This window comes from Streptomyces sp. NPDC017676, from assembly GCF_044329325.1.
Classification (GTDB): Bacteria; Actinomycetota; Actinomycetes; order Streptomycetales; family Streptomycetaceae; genus Streptomyces.
The window spans coordinates 177,216-193,055 of the sequence record NZ_JBIRJA010000009.1 but is presented as its reverse complement, the minus strand read 5'-3'; the positions used below and the strand labels follow the sequence as shown (position 1 = coordinate 193,055).

Below are 15,840 nucleotides of genomic sequence, written 5' to 3'. Positions count from 1 at the left end.
AGCAACGCTGATCAAGGCTTACCAACGCAACATGCCGCAGCCGCTCCGGCAACCTGCCGACGAGCCCGGCTCGTGCTGTGCCAGAAAGGGCGCTTCGTGGCCGATTCCGGCAACCCCAACGAGAACATCCCGTCCACCGACGCCGGCGTGAACGCCGAGGCCACGGAGTCCGCCGCGGCCTCCGCTTCCTACGACGCCAGCGCCATCACCGTGCTCGAAGGGCTGGACGCGGTCCGCAAGCGGCCCGGCATGTACATCGGCTCCACGGGCGAGCGCGGTCTGCACCACCTGGTGTACGAGGTCGTCGACAACTCGGTCGACGAGGCGCTGGCGGGCTACGCGGACACCATCGACGTGACGATCCTCGCCGACGGCGGCGTGCGCGTCGTCGACAACGGCCGTGGCATCCCGGTGGGCATCGTGCCCTCCGAGGGCAAGCCGGCCGTCGAGGTCGTGCTGACCGTGCTGCACGCGGGCGGCAAGTTCGGCGGCGGCGGGTACGCCGTCTCCGGCGGTCTGCACGGTGTCGGTGTGTCCGTCGTGAACGCGCTGTCCACCAAGGTCGCCGTCGAGGTGAGGACCGACGGCCACCGCTGGACGCAGGACTACAAGATGGGCGTCCCGACGGCGCCGCTGGCCAAGCACGAGGCGACGGAGGAGACGGGTACGTCGGTCACCTTCTGGGCCGACCCGGAGATCTTCGAGACCACCGAGTACTCCTTCGAGACGCTCTCCCGGCGTTTCCAGGAGATGGCGTTCCTCAACAAGGGCCTGACGATCCGGCTCACCGACGAGCGCGAGTCCGCGAAGGCCACGAGCGGCGCGGACGAGGCGGGTGCGGACGAGAAGGCCGAGGTCAAGACCGTCACGTACCACTACGAGGGCGGCATCGTCGACTTCGTGAAGTACCTCAACTCCCGCAAGGGAGAGGCGGTGCACCCCACGGTCGTCTCGCTGGAGGCCGAGGACAAGGACAAGAGCCTGTCCCTTGAGGTCGCCATGCAGTGGAACAGCGGCTACACCGAGGGTGTGTACTCCTTCGCGAACATCATCCACACCCACGAGGGCGGCACGCACGAAGAGGGCTTCCGCGCGGCCCTCACCAGCCTCATCAACAAGTACGCGCGCGACAAGAAGCTGCTGCGCGAGAAGGACGACAACCTCACGGGTGACGACATCCGTGAGGGTCTGACGGCGATCATCTCGGTCAAGCTGAGCGAGCCTCAGTTCGAGGGCCAGACGAAGACCAAGCTGGGCAACACGGAGGCCAAGACCTTCGTGCAGAAGGCGGTCTACGAGCACCTCAACGACTGGCTGGACCGCAACCCGGTCGAGGCCGCGGACATCATCCGCAAGGGCATCCAGGCGGCCACCGCGCGCGTGGCGGCCCGCAAGGCCCGTGACCTGACCCGCCGCAAGGGTCTGCTGGAGTCGGCGTCGCTGCCCGGCAAGCTGGCCGACTGCCAGTCCAACGACCCGGCCAAGTGCGAGATCTTCATCGTCGAGGGTGACTCCGCCGGCGGCTCGGCCAAGTCCGGCCGGAACCCGCAGTACCAGGCGATCCTCCCGATCCGCGGCAAGATCCTGAACGTGGAGAAGGCCCGGATCGACAAGATCCTGCAGAACCAGGAGATCCAGGCGCTGATCTCGGCCTTCGGCACGGGTGTGCACGAGGACTTCGACATCGAGAAGCTCCGCTACCACAAGATCATCCTGATGGCGGACGCCGACGTCGACGGGCAGCACATCAGCACCCTGCTGCTGACCTTCCTGTTCCGCTTCATGCGGCCGCTGGTCGAGGCCGGGCACGTGTACCTGTCCCGTCCCCCGCTGTACAAGATCAAGTGGGGCCGTGACGACGTGGAGTACGCCTACTCGGACCGTGAGCGCGACGCGCTGATCGAGATGGGCCGCCAGCGCGGCAAGCGCGTCCGCGAGGACTCGATCCAGCGCTTCAAGGGTCTCGGCGAGATGAACGCCGAGGAGCTGCGCGTGACCACGATGGACCAGGAGCACCGGGTCCTCGGCCAGGTCACCCTGGACGACGCCGCCCAGGCCGACGACCTGTTCTCGGTCCTCATGGGCGAGGACGTCGAGGCCCGTCGCCAGTTCATCCAGCGCAACGCCAAGGACGTCCGCTTCCTCGACATCTGAGTCGGTCTCAGCTGACCGCACCAGGAAGGATCCTCACCAGCAATGGCCGACGAGAACACCCCCGTCACCCCCGAAGAGGGCGGCGAACTCGCGATGCGTGTCGAGCCCGTCGGGCTTGAGACGGAGATGCAGCGCTCGTACCTGGACTACGCGATGTCCGTCATCGTGTCCCGTGCGCTGCCCGACGTCCGGGACGGTCTCAAGCCCGTCCACCGCCGTGTGCTGTACGCGATGTACGACGGCGGCTACCGCCCCGAGCGCGGTTTCTACAAGTGCGCCCGTGTCGTCGGCGACGTCATGGGCAACTACCACCCGCACGGCGACTCCTCCATCTACGACGCCCTGGTGCGCCTCGCCCAGCCGTGGTCGATGCGGATGCCGCTGGTGGACTCCAACGGCAACTTCGGCTCCCCGGGCAACGACCCGGCGGCGGCGATGCGCTACACCGAGTGCAAGATGGCGCCGCTGTCGATGGAGATGGTCCGCGACATCGACGAGGAGACCGTCGACTTCACGGACAACTACGACGGCCGCTCCCAGGAGCCGACCGTCCTGCCGGCCCGCTTCCCGAACCTGCTGATCAACGGCTCGGCCGGTATCGCGGTCGGCATGGCGACCAACATCCCGCCGCACAACCTGCGCGAGGTCGCGGCCGGCGCCCAGTGGTACCTGGAGAACCCCGAGGTCTCGCACGAGGAGCTGCTGGACGCGCTCATGGAGCGCATCAAGGGCCCCGACTTCCCGACCGGCGCCCTGGTGGTGGGCCGCAAGGGCATCGAGGAGGCGTACCGGACCGGGCGCGGCTCCATCACGATGCGCGCGGTGGTCGAGGTCGAGGAGATCCAGGGCCGCCAGTGCCTGGTGGTGACCGAGCTGCCGTACCAGGTGAACCCGGACAACCTGGCGCAGAAGATCGCCGACCTGGTGAAGGACGGGAAGATCGGCGGCATCGCGGACGTCCGCGACGAGACGTCGTCCCGTACGGGTCAGCGCCTGGTGATCGTCCTGAAGCGGGACGCGGTCGCCAAGGTCGTGCTGAACAACCTGTACAAGCACACGGACCTGCAGACCAACTTCGGCGCCAACATGCTGGCGCTGGTCGACGGCGTGCCGCGCACGCTGTCCCTGGACGCGTTCATCCGCCACTGGGTGACGCACCAGATCGAGGTCATCGTCCGCCGGACGCGGTTCCGGCTGCGCAAGGCCGAGGAGCGCGCGCACATCCTGCGCGGTCTGCTGAAGGCCCTGGACGCCATCGACGAGGTCATCGCGCTGATCCGGCGCAGTGAGACCGTCGACGTCGCGCGCACGGGCCTGATGGACCTGCTGGAGATCGACGAGATCCAGGCCAACGCGATCCTGGAGATGCAGCTGCGGCGCCTGGCGGCCCTGGAGCGGCAGAAGATCGTCCAGGAGCACGACGAACTCCAGGCGAAGATCAACGAGTACAACGAGATCCTCGCCTCGCCGGTCCGCCAGCGCGGGATCGTCAGCGAGGAGCTGGCCGCGATCGTCGAGAAGTACGGCGACGACCGGCAGACCAAGCTGATCCCGTACGAGGGCGACATGTCCATCGAGGACCTGATCGCCGAGGAGGACATCGTCGTCACCGTCACGCGCGGCGGCTACGTCAAGCGGACGAAGACGGACGACTACCGGGCGCAGAAGCGCGGCGGCAAGGGCGTGCGCGGCACGAAGCTGAAGGAAGACGACATCGTCGACCACTTCTTCGTCTCCACCACGCACCACTGGCTGCTGTTCTTCACCAACAAGGGCCGGGTGTACCGGGCGAAGGCGTACGAGCTGCCCGAGGCCGGCCGGGACGCGCGCGGCCAGCACGTGGCGAACCTGCTCGCCTTCCAGCCGGACGAGGCGATCGCCGAGATCCTGGCGATCCGTGACTACGAGGCGGCGCCGTACCTGGTGCTGGCCACCAAGTCGGGCTTGGTCAAGAAGACGCCACTGAAGGATTACGATTCGCCCCGCTCCGGCGGTGTCATCGCGATCAACCTGCGGGAACGCGAGGACGGCTCGGACGACGAGCTGATCGGCGCCGAGCTGGTCTCGGCGGACGACGATCTGCTGCTGATCAGCAAGAAGGCGCAGTCGATCCGGTTCACCGCCTCGGACGAGTCCCTGCGCCCGATGGGCCGCGCCACCTCCGGTGTCAAGGGGATGAGTTTCCGGGAGGGCGACGAGCTTCTCTCGATGAATGTGGTGCGACCCGGTACGTTCGTGTTCACTGCCACCGACGGTGGGTACGCGAAGCGGACCGCCGTCGACGAGTACCGCGTCCAGGGCCGCGGCGGCCTCGGCATCAAGGCCGCCAAGATCGTGGAGGACCGTGGTTCGCTCGTCGGCGCGCTGATCGTCGAGGAGAACGACGAAATCCTCGCGATCACCCTCTCCGGCGGTGTGATTCGCACGCGAGTCAGCGAGGTCAGGGAGACGGGCCGTGACACCATGGGCGTCCAACTGATCAATCTGGGCAAGCGCGATGCCGTCGTCGGTATCGCACGTAACGCCGAAGCGGGGCGCGAGGCGGAGGAAGTCGACGGCGACGTGGCCGTGGACGAGACCGCCGAGGGTGCCGCGACCACCGGCACGGACGAGGGTGAGGCACCCTCGGCCGAGTAGCACGAGGAGTGAGTCAGCGTGAGCGGAGCCACGGGCGCCGGATCGGCCGGTACCTCCACGGGTACGGAAACGGACGGCGGCGGCCGTGGCTCCGCCGCGAACGGGCTGCCGGCGGGGAGTGCCCCCGCCGGTGGCGCGCACGACCCGCAGACGACGAACCTGAAGCCGGTGAAGGTGTCCGAGACGGACTCTTCCCGTACGTCTGGATCCCAGGGGGGAACTGTGACGGACACCCGAGGCCCGGCCGCGTCCGGTGAGGCGCGGCCGGCGTCGCCCCTTCCCGGGGAGCGGCGGTCGGAGCAGGCCGACGGGCCCTACCACCCGCCGCAGGCCTATCCGGCGCAGGCGCCCGCCGGCGCCACGCGCAAGCCGCGTACGGGCGTGCGGACGGCGCCGCGGACCCGCAAGGCGCGGCTGCGGGTGGCCAAGGCCGACCCGTGGTCGGTGATGAAGGTCAGCTTCCTGCTCTCCATCGCGCTCGGCATCTGCACGGTCGTCGCCTCGGCGGTGCTGTGGATGGTCATGGACGCGATGGGCGTGTTCTCGACGGTCGGCGGGACGATCTCGGAGGCGACCGGCTCGAACGAGGCGAACGGTTTTGACCTCCAGGCGTTCCTGTCGCTCCCCCACGTCCTGACGTTCGCGGCGATCATCGCGGTCATCGACGTGGTCCTGGCCACGGCGCTCGCGACGCTCGGCGCGTTCATCTACAACCTCTCCGCGGGGTTCGTGGGCGGCATCGAACTGACGCTGGCCGAGGACGAGTGACCTCCGGACCAGCGGCGTTCTGACGGTCCCCCGACAACCGATTTTGGGACTGGCGCGGTCGTGCGCTAATCTTCAGGAGTCAGCGCGCGGGACACACACCGCAGAGCGCGGCGGGGCTATAGCTCAGTTGGTTAGAGCGCATCCCTGATAAGGATGAGGCCACAGGTTCAAATCCTGTTAGCCCCACCAGCATGAAGACCCCCAGTCGAGATCGGCTGGGGGTCTTCGGCATTCATGGCTGACATCAGCCGAGTGGGCGCCCGGCCCGTGCCGCGCCCTCGCCGCGGCGGCTGTGAAAATCACTGTCCGATGGTCGGAGCGCGGTGATAGGGAGTCCCTGTGACAACGACACTCGCGTTCCCCGTTCTGTTGCGACTGATCGACGAACGGTCGACCGCCTTCCGCGCCGCGGTGGCCTCCGCGCCCAGCCTCGACGCGCAGGTGCCGACCTGCCCGGAGTGGACGCTGTTCGATCTGGCGCAGCACATCGGTGAGGGGCGCCGTGACTGGGCCGCCACCGTCGCCGCGGGGCCCGCACCGGCCAAGTCCGTGGCGGAAGGCGCCCCGGCTGCGCCTCGGGAGCGCGAGGCCCTGCCGGCGTGGTTGGCGGAGTCCACGGAGCAACTGCTGGACGCGTTGCGGGAGGCCGGCCCGGATCGCGGTTGCTGGACGTGGTGGGGTGCGGGGCAGTCGCCGCAGACCTGTGGCGCCGTCGCCCGGCACCAGCTCCAGCAGATGGCGGTGCACACCTACGACGCCCAGATCACTGTGGGTGCCCCGGAGCCGCTGCCGGACGAGGTGGCACTCGACGGTGTCGAGGATTTCCTGTTCACCTGCGTCGCGACGACGAGTGCCTGGCCGCACAAGCCCACCGCCTTCGACTTCCACGCCACCGAGGGCCGCTCCTGGCGCCTCACGGTCGACGGCGACGGCGCGCGCTCCGCCCGTGTCCCCGCGCCCGGCACGACGCCTGTCGCCGCGGCCGACGAGGGCCCGAACGCGGCCGGCGTCTCCGTTCGCGGCACGGCCAATGAGCTGGTTCTCTTCCTGTACGACCGTATCCCGGCGGACTCCCTGCGGATCGAGGGAGACGCAGGTCTGTTCGACCTGCTCCGCGCGTGGGAACCGGAGGAGTAGGACAGGTGCTGAAAGCGAGAAGCCACCCGGTCCAGCAGGACCGGAGGTCTTTTGTCGCGGACAGGCGTCCACCACTCAGACCAGTATGAGTGCGAAGACGATGATGAAAAGAACCACTAGGCCCAGGACTGTCCAGACGGCCTTGCCGCCCCGGGCCGGGCTCGGAAGTGCTCCCTCCCTGGGGCGGTCCTCCGGGAGCGTCGCGCCTTCCGGCCGGTCTCGCTGTAGAACTCGTCGTCAGTCATGCGTACCGCCTCCTCCGGTGCGCACGAGTGCCCCGCACACCGGTGGTCACGCTGCGGGGGCATCACGGGAGGGCAGAGACCCGCGGGTGCGGCACAAGAGAGGCGGCGCGGCACAAGAAAAGGCCCGACCGCTGGCGACGGGGGATGCACCAGCGATCGGGCTATGGCCAAGGGTAACAAGGTTGTCGGTTGTGTGGGGCCAAGTCCGGGGGGAATCACGCAGGTTGGCCGATCATCGACCGCACGGGGGGTCGTAGCCCAGGCGCGGCAGGTACTCGTGCCAGCGCTGGGGGGTCAGGACGCCCCGGGTGACCGAGCAGATGTGCCGGATCGCCGTGTCGGCGTCCAGGCTCCACAGGCGGACCGTGTCGGTGCCGCTGGAGACGCCGAGGACGTGGCTGACGGGGCTGAAGATGAGGAAGTTGCCCGTCTTGGCGTTGGGGCTCATCGACTGGCCGATGGGGGACGCCGAGGCGGGATCGGTGACGTTCCACAGGCGGACCGTGTTGTCGTTGCCGCCGCTGGCCAGGGTGTCGCCGCCGGAGCTGAACGTCAGGGACGTGACCGCCTCGGTGTGGCCGGTGAGCGGCTTGCCCAGGGGTCCGGCGTGCGCGGGGTCGGTGGTGTTCCACAGGCGGACCGTGTCGTCGTCGCTGCCGCTGGCCAGGGTGTGGCCGTGCGGGCCGAAGGCGAGCGTGTTGACCGGCCCGGAGTGCTCGGTGAGGGGCTTGCCCAGCGGGCGGGCGTGCGCCGGGTCGGTCACGTTCCACAGCCGGATCGTGCTGTCCGCGCTGCCGCTGGCCAGCGTGTGGCCGTCCGGGCTGAAGGCGAGGCTGTTGATGTAGCCCCGGTGGCCGGTGAGGGGCCTGCCGAGCGGGGACGGGCGGCCCGGGTCGGTCACGTCCCACAGCTGGACGGTGCGGTCGTCGTAGGCGGTGGCCAGGGTGTGGCCGTCCGGACTGTAGGCGAGCGCGTCGGGACCCATGAAGCGGGTGCGCAGGCGCAGCGGCGGGCCGGCGGCGACCGGGTGGGCGGGGTCGGTGACGTCCCACAGGTGGACCGTCCGGACGCCGGTGAGGACGGCGAGCGTGCGGCCGTCGGGGGAGAACACCAGGGAGCGCTGGTCGCCGTCGGCCCGCATGAACGGCTCGCCGAGCAGCTCCGGCCGGCCGGGCCGCGTCACGTTCCACAGCCGCAGCCTGCCGTCCCGGGCGGCCGTGGCCAGCACCCGGCCGTCCGGACGGAACGCTCCGCTCCGGCCGATCATGTCCGAGGTCGGGACCGACCACAGACGCACCTTGCCGTCCCCGCTGCCGGTGGCGAGAGTACGGCCGTCCGGGCGGAACCCCAGGGCGTACATCTCCCCGCTGCTGCCCGCCAGCGGCTCGCCGACCTGCGACGGGGACGAGGGATCGCTGACGTTCCACAGGCTCGCCGTGCTGTCCGCGCTCGCGGCGGCGAGCCGGCCGCCGTCCGGGCTGAACGCCACCGACCAGACCGGGCCGGTGTGACCGGTCAGCGGCGAGCCGACCGCCGCGGCGCGGGCGGGGTCGGTCACGTCCCACAGCCGGATGGTGTCGTCCGCGCTGCCGCTGGCCAGGGTGCGCCCGTCGGGGCTGAAGGCCACCGAGTGCACGAGGTCCGTGTGCCCCCGCAACGTCCTGACCGGCTCCGGCCGGCGCCGCGCGGAGACGTTCCACAGCCGGATCGTGTCGTCGTCGCCGCCCGTCGCGAGCGTCCGCCCGTCCGGGCCGAACGCCACACAGCGCACCGCGGCGCTGTGCCCGCGCAGAGTGGCGAGGGTGCCGGGCCGACGCGGGTCGGTGACGTCCCACAGCCGCACCGTACGGTCCTCGCCGGCCGTGGCCAGGGTGCGCCCGTCGGGACTGAAGGCGACCAGGTAGATCGTGCCCTGGTGACCGGTGAGCGGTTCGCCCAGCGGGCGGGCCTGCGCCGGGTCGGTCACGTCCCACAGCCGGAGCGTGCCGTCGTCGCCGGCGCTGGCCAGGGTCCGGCCGTCCGGGCTGAAGACAGCACTGCTGACCCAGCTCGTGTGGCCGGTCAGGGGCCTGCCGAGCGGGGCCGGGTGGTTCGGGTCGGTCACGTCCCACAGCCGGACCGTGCGGTCGTAGCCGGCCGTCGCCAGCGTGTTGCCGTCCGGGCTGAAGGAGGTGAGGTAGACGGCGCCGGCGTGGCCGGACAGCGGGGTGGCCAGCGGCGCGTTCACGATCGAGATCAGGCGGCTGTACGTGCCCTCGTCGCCGGGGCGGAGCTGGTGCGCGACCAGGTCGAGCTGGGCGGCCAGGGACGGATCGGTGTGCTGGACCCGGTCGGCCTCGGCGAGCACCTGCTCGAACACGGCGTCGTCCCGCTGCTTCCAGGCGATCACCGCCGTACCGGCCGCGAGCACGGCCAGCGCCACCAGCGCCGCCACCGCGGCCCGGCTCAGCCACACCGAGCGCTTGCGCAGCCGCACCGAGGCGGCCAGGAACTCCACCGCGCTCCGGGTCAGGTAGGTGTCCCCGGCGGACCGGGCCCAGGCGCGGGCCTGCTCCAGCCGCGACCCCCGGTAGAGCAGCGAGCTGTCCCGGCCCGAGTCCTCCCAGGCCCGGCCGTCCTCCTCCAGCCGCTGGCGCAGCAGATGGTCGCCCCGGCCCTCGTCGATCCAGTGCCGCAGCCGGGGCCAGGCGTGCAGCAGCGCCTCGTGGGTGATCTCCACGGTGTCCGCGTCCAGCGTCACCAGCCGGGCCCGCACCAGGGCCTCCAGCGACTCCTCCGTCTTGCCGGGGTCCGAGGACTCCTCCGCCAGCTGCCGCCGGGTGCCGCGCCGGCGTGTGGCCTGGGTGTCCTCGCCCAGCCGGACCAGCCGCAGCAGGAGCAGCCGGGCGGCGGCACGGGCCGCCGGGTCCAGCCCGGACCAGGCGCGCTCGGCGGTCGCCGCGACCGCGCCCTGGATGCCGCCCGCCGCGCGGTACCCGGCCAGGGTCAGCCGGCCGGCCTTCCGGCGCTGCCAGGTGGCCAGCAGGGCGTGCGAGAGCAGCGGGAGCACGCCCGCGTCGTGCGCGCCGCGCGGGCCGTCGGCGCTCACCTCGCGCACGATCAGCTCGGCGAGGCCCGGCTCCAGCTCCAGCCCGACCGCCTTGGCCGGACCGGTCACCGCCTCGCGCAGCTCGGTGCTGGTCAGCGGGCCGAGCACCATGTGCCGGTGCTGGAGCGCGTCGGACAGTTCGGGGTAGCCGAGGCACTGCTCGTAGAAGTCGGCGCGGATACCGAGGACGACCCGGACGGGCGCGGGTCCGGCGGTGCCGGCGGACGGGGTGCAGGCGGCGTGCAGGAAGTGGATGAAGACGCGCCGGTCGGCTTCGTCGGCGCAGAGGGTGAACGCCTCCTCGAACTGGTCCACGATGACGACCGGCCGGTCGTCGGGGCCCGTGGCGCGGTCCGCCCAGGCGGCGACCGCCTCGCGCACGGCACGGGCGATGTGCGGGGCGTCGCAGCCCGGCAGCGCCGGGTTCCGCGCCGCCTCCCGCTCGGCCCCGCGGGCCTCTGCGGCGACGGCGGCGAGATCGGGGACACGGCGGACCAGCTCACCCAGCGGATCGGCACCGGGGACGAACTGGAGGACGGGGTCCAGGGGATCGGCGGGGCGGTCGGGTGTGGGGTGGTCGGAGGAGTGGTCGGTGGGGTGGTCGGGTGTGGGGTGGTCCGTGGAGTGGTTGGAGGGGCGGTCCGTGGGGTGGCCGGAGGGCAGGTCGGCGGGGTGGTTGGAAGGACGACGGCCGGGCTGGCCGGTGGCGCGGTCGCCGGGCTGGTCGGTGGAACGGTCGCGGGGGTGGTCGTAGCGGTCGACCGGGGGCGGAGGCGGGAGGAGGCCGCCCCGCGCCCCCGTGCCCGCGTGCTCAGCCCCGCCCTGCGCCCCCGTGCCCGCGTGCTCAGCCCCGCCCTGTGCCCCCGCGCCCGCGCTCCCGGCCCCGCCGATCGCCCCCGCGCCTGCGCTCCCGGCCCCGCCGATCGCCCCCGTGCTCAGGGCCCCGTCCCGGACCGCCGGGATCAGGCCGGCGTTCAGCAGGGAGGACTTCCCGGCTCCCGAGGCGCCGACCAGCATGACCAGCCCGCCGGACCGCTCGGCCGCGCGGAGCTGGGCGACGAGGGCCTTCGTGCTCCGTTCCCGGCCGAAGAACCACCGGGCGTCCTCCCGCCGGTACGGCGCCAGCCCCCGGTACGGACACACGCCACCGGCGACGGGCGGGGCCTGGGCCGGTGGCCGCCGGTTCTCCTCCGAGGGCGGCGCGGGCCGATCGCCGGCCGGTCCGGCCACGGCCAGCTCCCACAGCCGCTGCCAGTGGGCGAGGTCGTACAGGCCGGCGGAGACCGGGGCGGGACGCAGCCGCCGTGCCTCCGGGATCAGGATCTGCAGGACCGCCGCGAGGGCGGCGAACTGGGCCGGTACGTTCCTGGCCCGGCGCCAGTCGCTGATCCGCTGCGCGGACACCCGTACCGGCCGGCCGCGCTCATCGATCCGCTGGAGCCGTACGACCGCTTCCGAGACGCTCTTGAGGGGAGGGTTTCCGGCCTCCTTGTACAGCAGCGCGAGGCGTTCGGCGAAGGCTGTGCGTGCCCCTGAGTCGGAACTCAAGGTCCCACCCCTTACTTTCCTCCGCGTGTGACGTCCGGACCGGAAAACTCACCTTATACGCCTGACCTGCGGTTAAGGGGCGGACCGGAGACCGGAACCTCCTCTGCGGCGGTGACAGATGGCAGGATCCGAACCCGGTAGCGGACCCGTCACACACCGTCCGGACAGGCCACCGGCTCAGCGCTCGGAGAGACAGCCCATGGCACCGAACGTTCTCGGTCAAAGTCGCACGCCTCGCATCGCGCCGCGCCGACCCGCGCCGATCCGCGCGCAGCCCCGCGAACCGTTTCCGTTCTTCGACCCGCGCCGCCCCGCCGACTTGGCGCGGGTCGACAGCCCCGCACCGTTCGGCACCGGTCCCCACGAGGGGAGGGACCGGTGCCGGGCGGGCGGGAACCTTCGAGCCCCCGTCCGCCAAGACCCCCCGCCCCCGCACCGCCGTGTTCCGCCCCCGGTGGCCGGGCGGTCCGGTTCAAGGGGCGCGTGGCCGGGCAGTGACGTCCTGAAGGCCGCCTGAAGGTCATCGCCCACGACTGGAGGACAGATGAAGGTCTCCGTCGACCGTTCCCTGTGCTACGGCTCCGCCGAGTGCGCGCACCGGGCTCCGGCCGTGTTCGCGTTCGAGGACGGGTACGGCGTCCTACGGGCCGGCGGAGCGGACGCGGCCGGGGAGCCGCGGGTCCGGGAGACGGTCCTGGAGGCCGCCGAGAAGTGCCCCTCGCAGGCGATCGTCCTCACCGAGCAGCACGAGCAGGCCGAGTAGCACGGCCGTCCTCAGCCGGCGGAGGAAGGAGCCGGTGGGTAGCTCCAGCCGAAGGCGGTGAGCGCGCGCGCCCGGGCCTCCGCGACGGCCGTGCGGGCCGCCCGCTCGGCGGGGTCGACATGGGCCGCCTGTCCCGTGACCTGGCCCTCCCACTTGCGGTACAGCAGACCGGGCTCCGCCGAGAACCAGCCGCGGCTCACCGCGTCCAGCGCCAGCAGCAGGCCGGTGTCCTCCGAGGCCGGCAGCGCCATCCAGCCGCCCAGCGCGGTGAGCAGCTCCCGCCGGACGCACAGGCTCGCCGGGTGGACCGGGGCCAGGAAGCCGTTCCGCTTCCAGTGGTCGAGGACGGTGCCGCGCTCGATGGGGCCCTCGTCGGGATCGCCGGGGAAGGCGGCCGTGGAGCCGTCGGGCAGCAGGTCCAGGACGCGGCACGTCGTCCAGCCGACGGTGTGGTCCGCCTCCAGCACGGCCAGGTCGCGGGCGAGCGCGCCGGGCATGAGCTGGTCGTCGGCGTCCAGCACCTTGACGTACGCGCCCCGGGCCCGCGCCAGCGCGATCGTCCGGGCGACCCCGGGTCCGCCCGGCCGGCCCTGGCGGAAGCTCACGCGGGCGTCGTCCGGGACATGGGGGCGGACCGCGTCCGTCGTGCCGTCCTCCTGGACCACCCACTCCCACTCCCAGCCGGCGGGCAGCCGCTGCGCGCACAGCGACGCGTACGCGTCCGCCAGGAACCGGGCGGACGGGCCGTGGACAGCGGTGACTACGGTGACGCGCCGGTTCACGGCAGCGCTCACCACCTTTCCGTGGGGTGCGGGTCGTTGCCGTACGAGGATGACCCACCGGGAAAAGCGCGAGACCCCCGGCCGAACCCGGCCGGGGGTCTGTTCGTGTCGACTGGTGCGTACGCAAGTCGCCGTGCGGTCGAGACGTTGCGGTACTGCGGTGGGGGAGGGATCAGCAGTCGAGGGAGTCCGAGAGGTGCTGGTCGTGGGACCTGGCGTCCGTCTGCTCCGGTACCCACGGCTGCGATTCCGTCTGTGTCCCGTCGAGGGGGCGGTGCCGGCAGCCCGGCGTCTTGCCGTGGGCCTCGGCCCGGATCCGCTGCTTCATCGTGGGGGGCAGGGCCCTGGCATGGGACCAGGGCCGGTGGCGCATCGCCGGGATCGTCGGGATGGTGCGGTGCGCGGTGCCGGTGTCGGTGCTCGGGGTCTCGGTCCGGGGTGCGGCCGCGGCGGCGGTCGTGGTGGTGGCGGAGACGAGTCCGAGCGCCGTGCACAGCGCGAGGAAGGCGGTGACGATGGCGGTCCACAGCTTCATGACCTTGTTCTGGGCGGTCATGGCCCCTCACTTTCGGGTTGGGCGATTTGCGTACTTTCCTCATGATGTGTATGTGGGCCGGGAAGTGGTGGACCGACGCCCGTGGCGCGTCGATGTTCAGATCAACACCACCCGGACGGGTGCACGGGGGCGAGGAACCTCTGCCGCTGTCCGAGGCGGGAGTTGGGCCCCGACGCAGGTCACCGATCGATATCGGTCGGTGTGTATAGTCGGGCGCCAGAGGTCCCCTACGTCAAGGAAAGACGAGGTCGCGCGGTGAAGAAGCTGCTCCTGGTCGCACTGGCCGCCATCGGCGGGCTCCTCGTGTACCGCCAGATCCAGGCGGATCGCGCCGAGCAGGATCTGTGGACGGAGGCGACTGACTCCGTGCCCACGGGTTCGTGAGTCCCGATACCCGATCTGTACCGACCCCGGCCGCCTGCGCGGTCGGGGTTTCGCGTTCTCCGGCCGTGTCGTGTTTCCCGGCCGTGTCGCGCGGACCCCTGTCCCGTGTTGCGGGGTCGCGGCGGGTGCGGTAGACGGGCGGGGCGGAAGGTGCCGGACGGTGCCGGCGTTTCGGACGGGCGTACGCGTTGCCCGGATGGCGCAGCGGCGGCCGGGGCAGGATGGGCCTGCGGTCCGCCGGTCCGGTGCGGCCGTCCGACGACTGGGGGGTGTGGCGCGTGCGGGGCCGAGGGGGCGGTACGGCGGCCGGGGCCGGGGCGGCCGGGTGGCCGGCGGCGGGTCCGGCGCGGACGTGGGTGCGGCGAAGAGCCGCCGTCGCCCGGGGTGCCGTGACCGTGCTGCTGGGACTCTCCGCGGCCCTCGCCGCGCCGGCCCCTGCCCACGCTCTGCCGGCCGGTGCCGCCGCCGACGCGCGCCCGGGGTCGTACACCTTCGCCCCCGGCGCCCGGACCGTCGCGGGTACGAAGGGCACCACGGACGCCGTCCTGCTCGACCCCGGCCACACCTACCGCAGCTCGCTGCCCCGCAACGGCAGGCTCTACTACCGCCTCCGCCTGACCGCCGCGGACACGGCGTACGTGCCCGTCACCGCCGTACCACCGGCGGACGCCACCGTCTCCGCCACCGACGGCATCCGCGTCTCGCTCCGGGACGCGAACGGGGCCTCCTGCTTCTACGCCTCCGCCCTCATCGGCGCCGGGCTCAGCCCCCGCCCGGTCACGGCCCTGGCCCAGCGCGAGGCCGGCAAGGCGCTGTGCCAGGGCGCGGGGACGTACTACCTGCTCGTCGAGCGCCTCGACGCCGAGGGCTCCGGGGCGGCGGCCGCGCCCGAGCCGTGGGACCTGGAGATCGCGCCCGCCACCGAACCCGGCCTCGCGGGGGCGGGGCCCACCACCGCGCCGCGGACCTGGGACTCCGCCACGCCGGAACCCCTCACCGGCAGCGCCCGGGACCGCTCAGGCGGCACGGGTTTCGCCGCGGCGCGCCCGGTGGGCCAAGGGATCTGGCGCACCCGTCTCAGCCCCGGCGAGACCCGCTTCTACAAGGTGCCGCTGGACTGGGGCCGGCGACTGCACGCCTCCGCGGACCTGGACGGCGCGCCGGGCCACGGCTACGTCGGCGGCGCCCTGAACCTCTCCCTCTACAACCCCGTCCGCGGCTACGTCGACGACTCCTCCCTCGGCTACACCGGCGCCCCGAAGTCCGCCGCCCTCGCACCGCTGCCGCCGGTGGAGTACCCCAACCGGTACGCCGTGCCCGCCGGGGTGACCTCCGTCCGGTTCGCCGGCGAGTACTACCTGGTCCTGCACCTCAGCACGCGGCTGGCCGGCACCTTCGGGCAGGGTCCGTTCGAGGTGACCCTGCGGGTCCGGGTGGACGGACGGGCGCAGGCGGGGCCCGCGTACGCCGGCCGGCCCGTGCCGGACGACGTCTTCACGGTCACCGACGAGGACCGGGAGGCAGCGCTGACCGGGAACACCGGGGACGGGGCCGGCGACCGGGTGATGCGGCTGGTCGCCGTCGGCGGAATCGGCACGGGAACCGCGCTGCTGCTGGTCCTCGGCGGGTGGTGGGTGGCGGCCCGGCGGGCTCACGGCGGGGCCGGCGCCCGGGGGCCGACGGTGTAGCTGGGGAGTGTCGGGGGCGGGAGTGGGGTGGCGGGGTCGGCGCGGGTTCCGGGGTGTTGGTGGTGTTCGGCGGGTGGTGGGTGGCGGCCC

At 72.2% G+C, this 15,840-nt stretch carries 10 protein-coding genes and 1 tRNA gene; 8 read left to right on the top strand and 3 right to left on the bottom strand.

From position 1 onward, the window contains the following. Window positions 1-72: 72 nt before the first annotated feature. The 5 genes from gyrB to ACH4LD_RS21260 all read left to right on the top strand — a co-directional run bounded on the left by gyrB (window position 73) and on the right by ACH4LD_RS21260 (window position 6,696). Window positions 73-2,154 carry a DNA topoisomerase (ATP-hydrolyzing) subunit B gene (gyrB, locus tag ACH4LD_RS21280; RefSeq protein ID WP_103813575.1) on the top strand — a complete coding sequence of 694 codons (2,082 nt, stop codon included), beginning with the start codon at window positions 73-75 and terminating at the stop codon, window positions 2,152-2,154. 42 nt (window positions 2,155-2,196) lie between these two features. After that, window positions 2,197-4,791 carry a DNA gyrase subunit A gene (gene gyrA / locus ACH4LD_RS21275; protein ID WP_398054849.1) on the top strand — a complete coding sequence of 865 codons (2,595 nt, stop codon included), beginning with the start codon at window positions 2,197-2,199 and terminating at the stop codon, window positions 4,789-4,791. An 18-nt stretch (window positions 4,792-4,809) separates the two neighbouring features. Further along, window positions 4,810-5,559: a DUF3566 domain-containing protein gene (locus ACH4LD_RS21270; RefSeq protein ID WP_398054848.1), complete on the top strand. Its 750-nt coding sequence runs from the start codon at window positions 4,810-4,812 to the stop codon at window positions 5,557-5,559. A gap of 112 nt (window positions 5,560-5,671) precedes the next feature. Beyond that, window positions 5,672-5,748 (top strand) — tRNA-Ile (locus tag ACH4LD_RS21265). Between the two features lie 150 nt (window positions 5,749-5,898). Beyond that, entirely contained in the window at window positions 5,899-6,696 is a 798-nt protein-coding gene (locus tag ACH4LD_RS21260; RefSeq protein WP_398054847.1) for a maleylpyruvate isomerase N-terminal domain-containing protein, read from the top strand. Window positions 6,697-7,173: 477 nt separating this feature from the next. Here the strand turns inward: ACH4LD_RS21260 and ACH4LD_RS21255 are convergent, their stop codons facing one another. Next, a complete protein-coding gene (locus ACH4LD_RS21255; RefSeq protein ID WP_398054846.1) occupies window positions 7,174-11,577 on the bottom strand; it encodes a WD40 repeat domain-containing protein in 4,404 nt (1,467 codons plus the stop codon). 544 nt (window positions 11,578-12,121) lie between these two features. Between ACH4LD_RS21255 and ACH4LD_RS21250 the strand changes: the two genes are divergently transcribed. Further along, a complete protein-coding gene (locus ACH4LD_RS21250) occupies window positions 12,122-12,340 on the top strand; it encodes a ferredoxin (RefSeq protein WP_398054845.1) in 219 nt (72 codons plus the stop codon). A gap of 11 nt (window positions 12,341-12,351) precedes the next feature. On the opposite strand, the gene ACH4LD_RS21245 is transcribed toward ACH4LD_RS21250, so the two are convergent. Both ACH4LD_RS21245 and ACH4LD_RS21240 read right to left on the bottom strand, forming a co-directional pair. Next, window positions 12,352-13,134 carry a glycosyltransferase family 2 protein gene (locus ACH4LD_RS21245; protein WP_398054844.1) on the bottom strand — a complete coding sequence of 261 codons (783 nt, stop codon included), beginning with the start codon at window positions 13,132-13,134 and terminating at the stop codon, window positions 12,352-12,354. A gap of 160 nt (window positions 13,135-13,294) precedes the next feature. After that, window positions 13,295-13,678, bottom strand: coding sequence for a DUF6344 domain-containing protein (locus tag ACH4LD_RS21240; RefSeq protein WP_132784871.1), 384 nt, complete (start codon window positions 13,676-13,678; stop codon window positions 13,295-13,297). Between the two features lie 255 nt (window positions 13,679-13,933). Between ACH4LD_RS21240 and ACH4LD_RS21235 the strand changes: the two genes are divergently transcribed. Continuing rightward, the gene (locus tag ACH4LD_RS21235; protein ID WP_003999697.1) at window positions 13,934-14,062 is read left to right on the top strand and encodes a DLW-39 family protein; all 129 of its coding nucleotides are present in this window, start codon (window positions 13,934-13,936) and stop codon (window positions 14,060-14,062) included. Between the two features lie 356 nt (window positions 14,063-14,418). Then, on the top strand, window positions 14,419-15,750 hold the full coding sequence (locus tag ACH4LD_RS21230) for a hypothetical protein (RefSeq protein WP_398054843.1): 1,332 nt from the start codon (window positions 14,419-14,421) through the stop codon (window positions 15,748-15,750). Window positions 15,751-15,840: the final 90 nt, after the last annotated feature.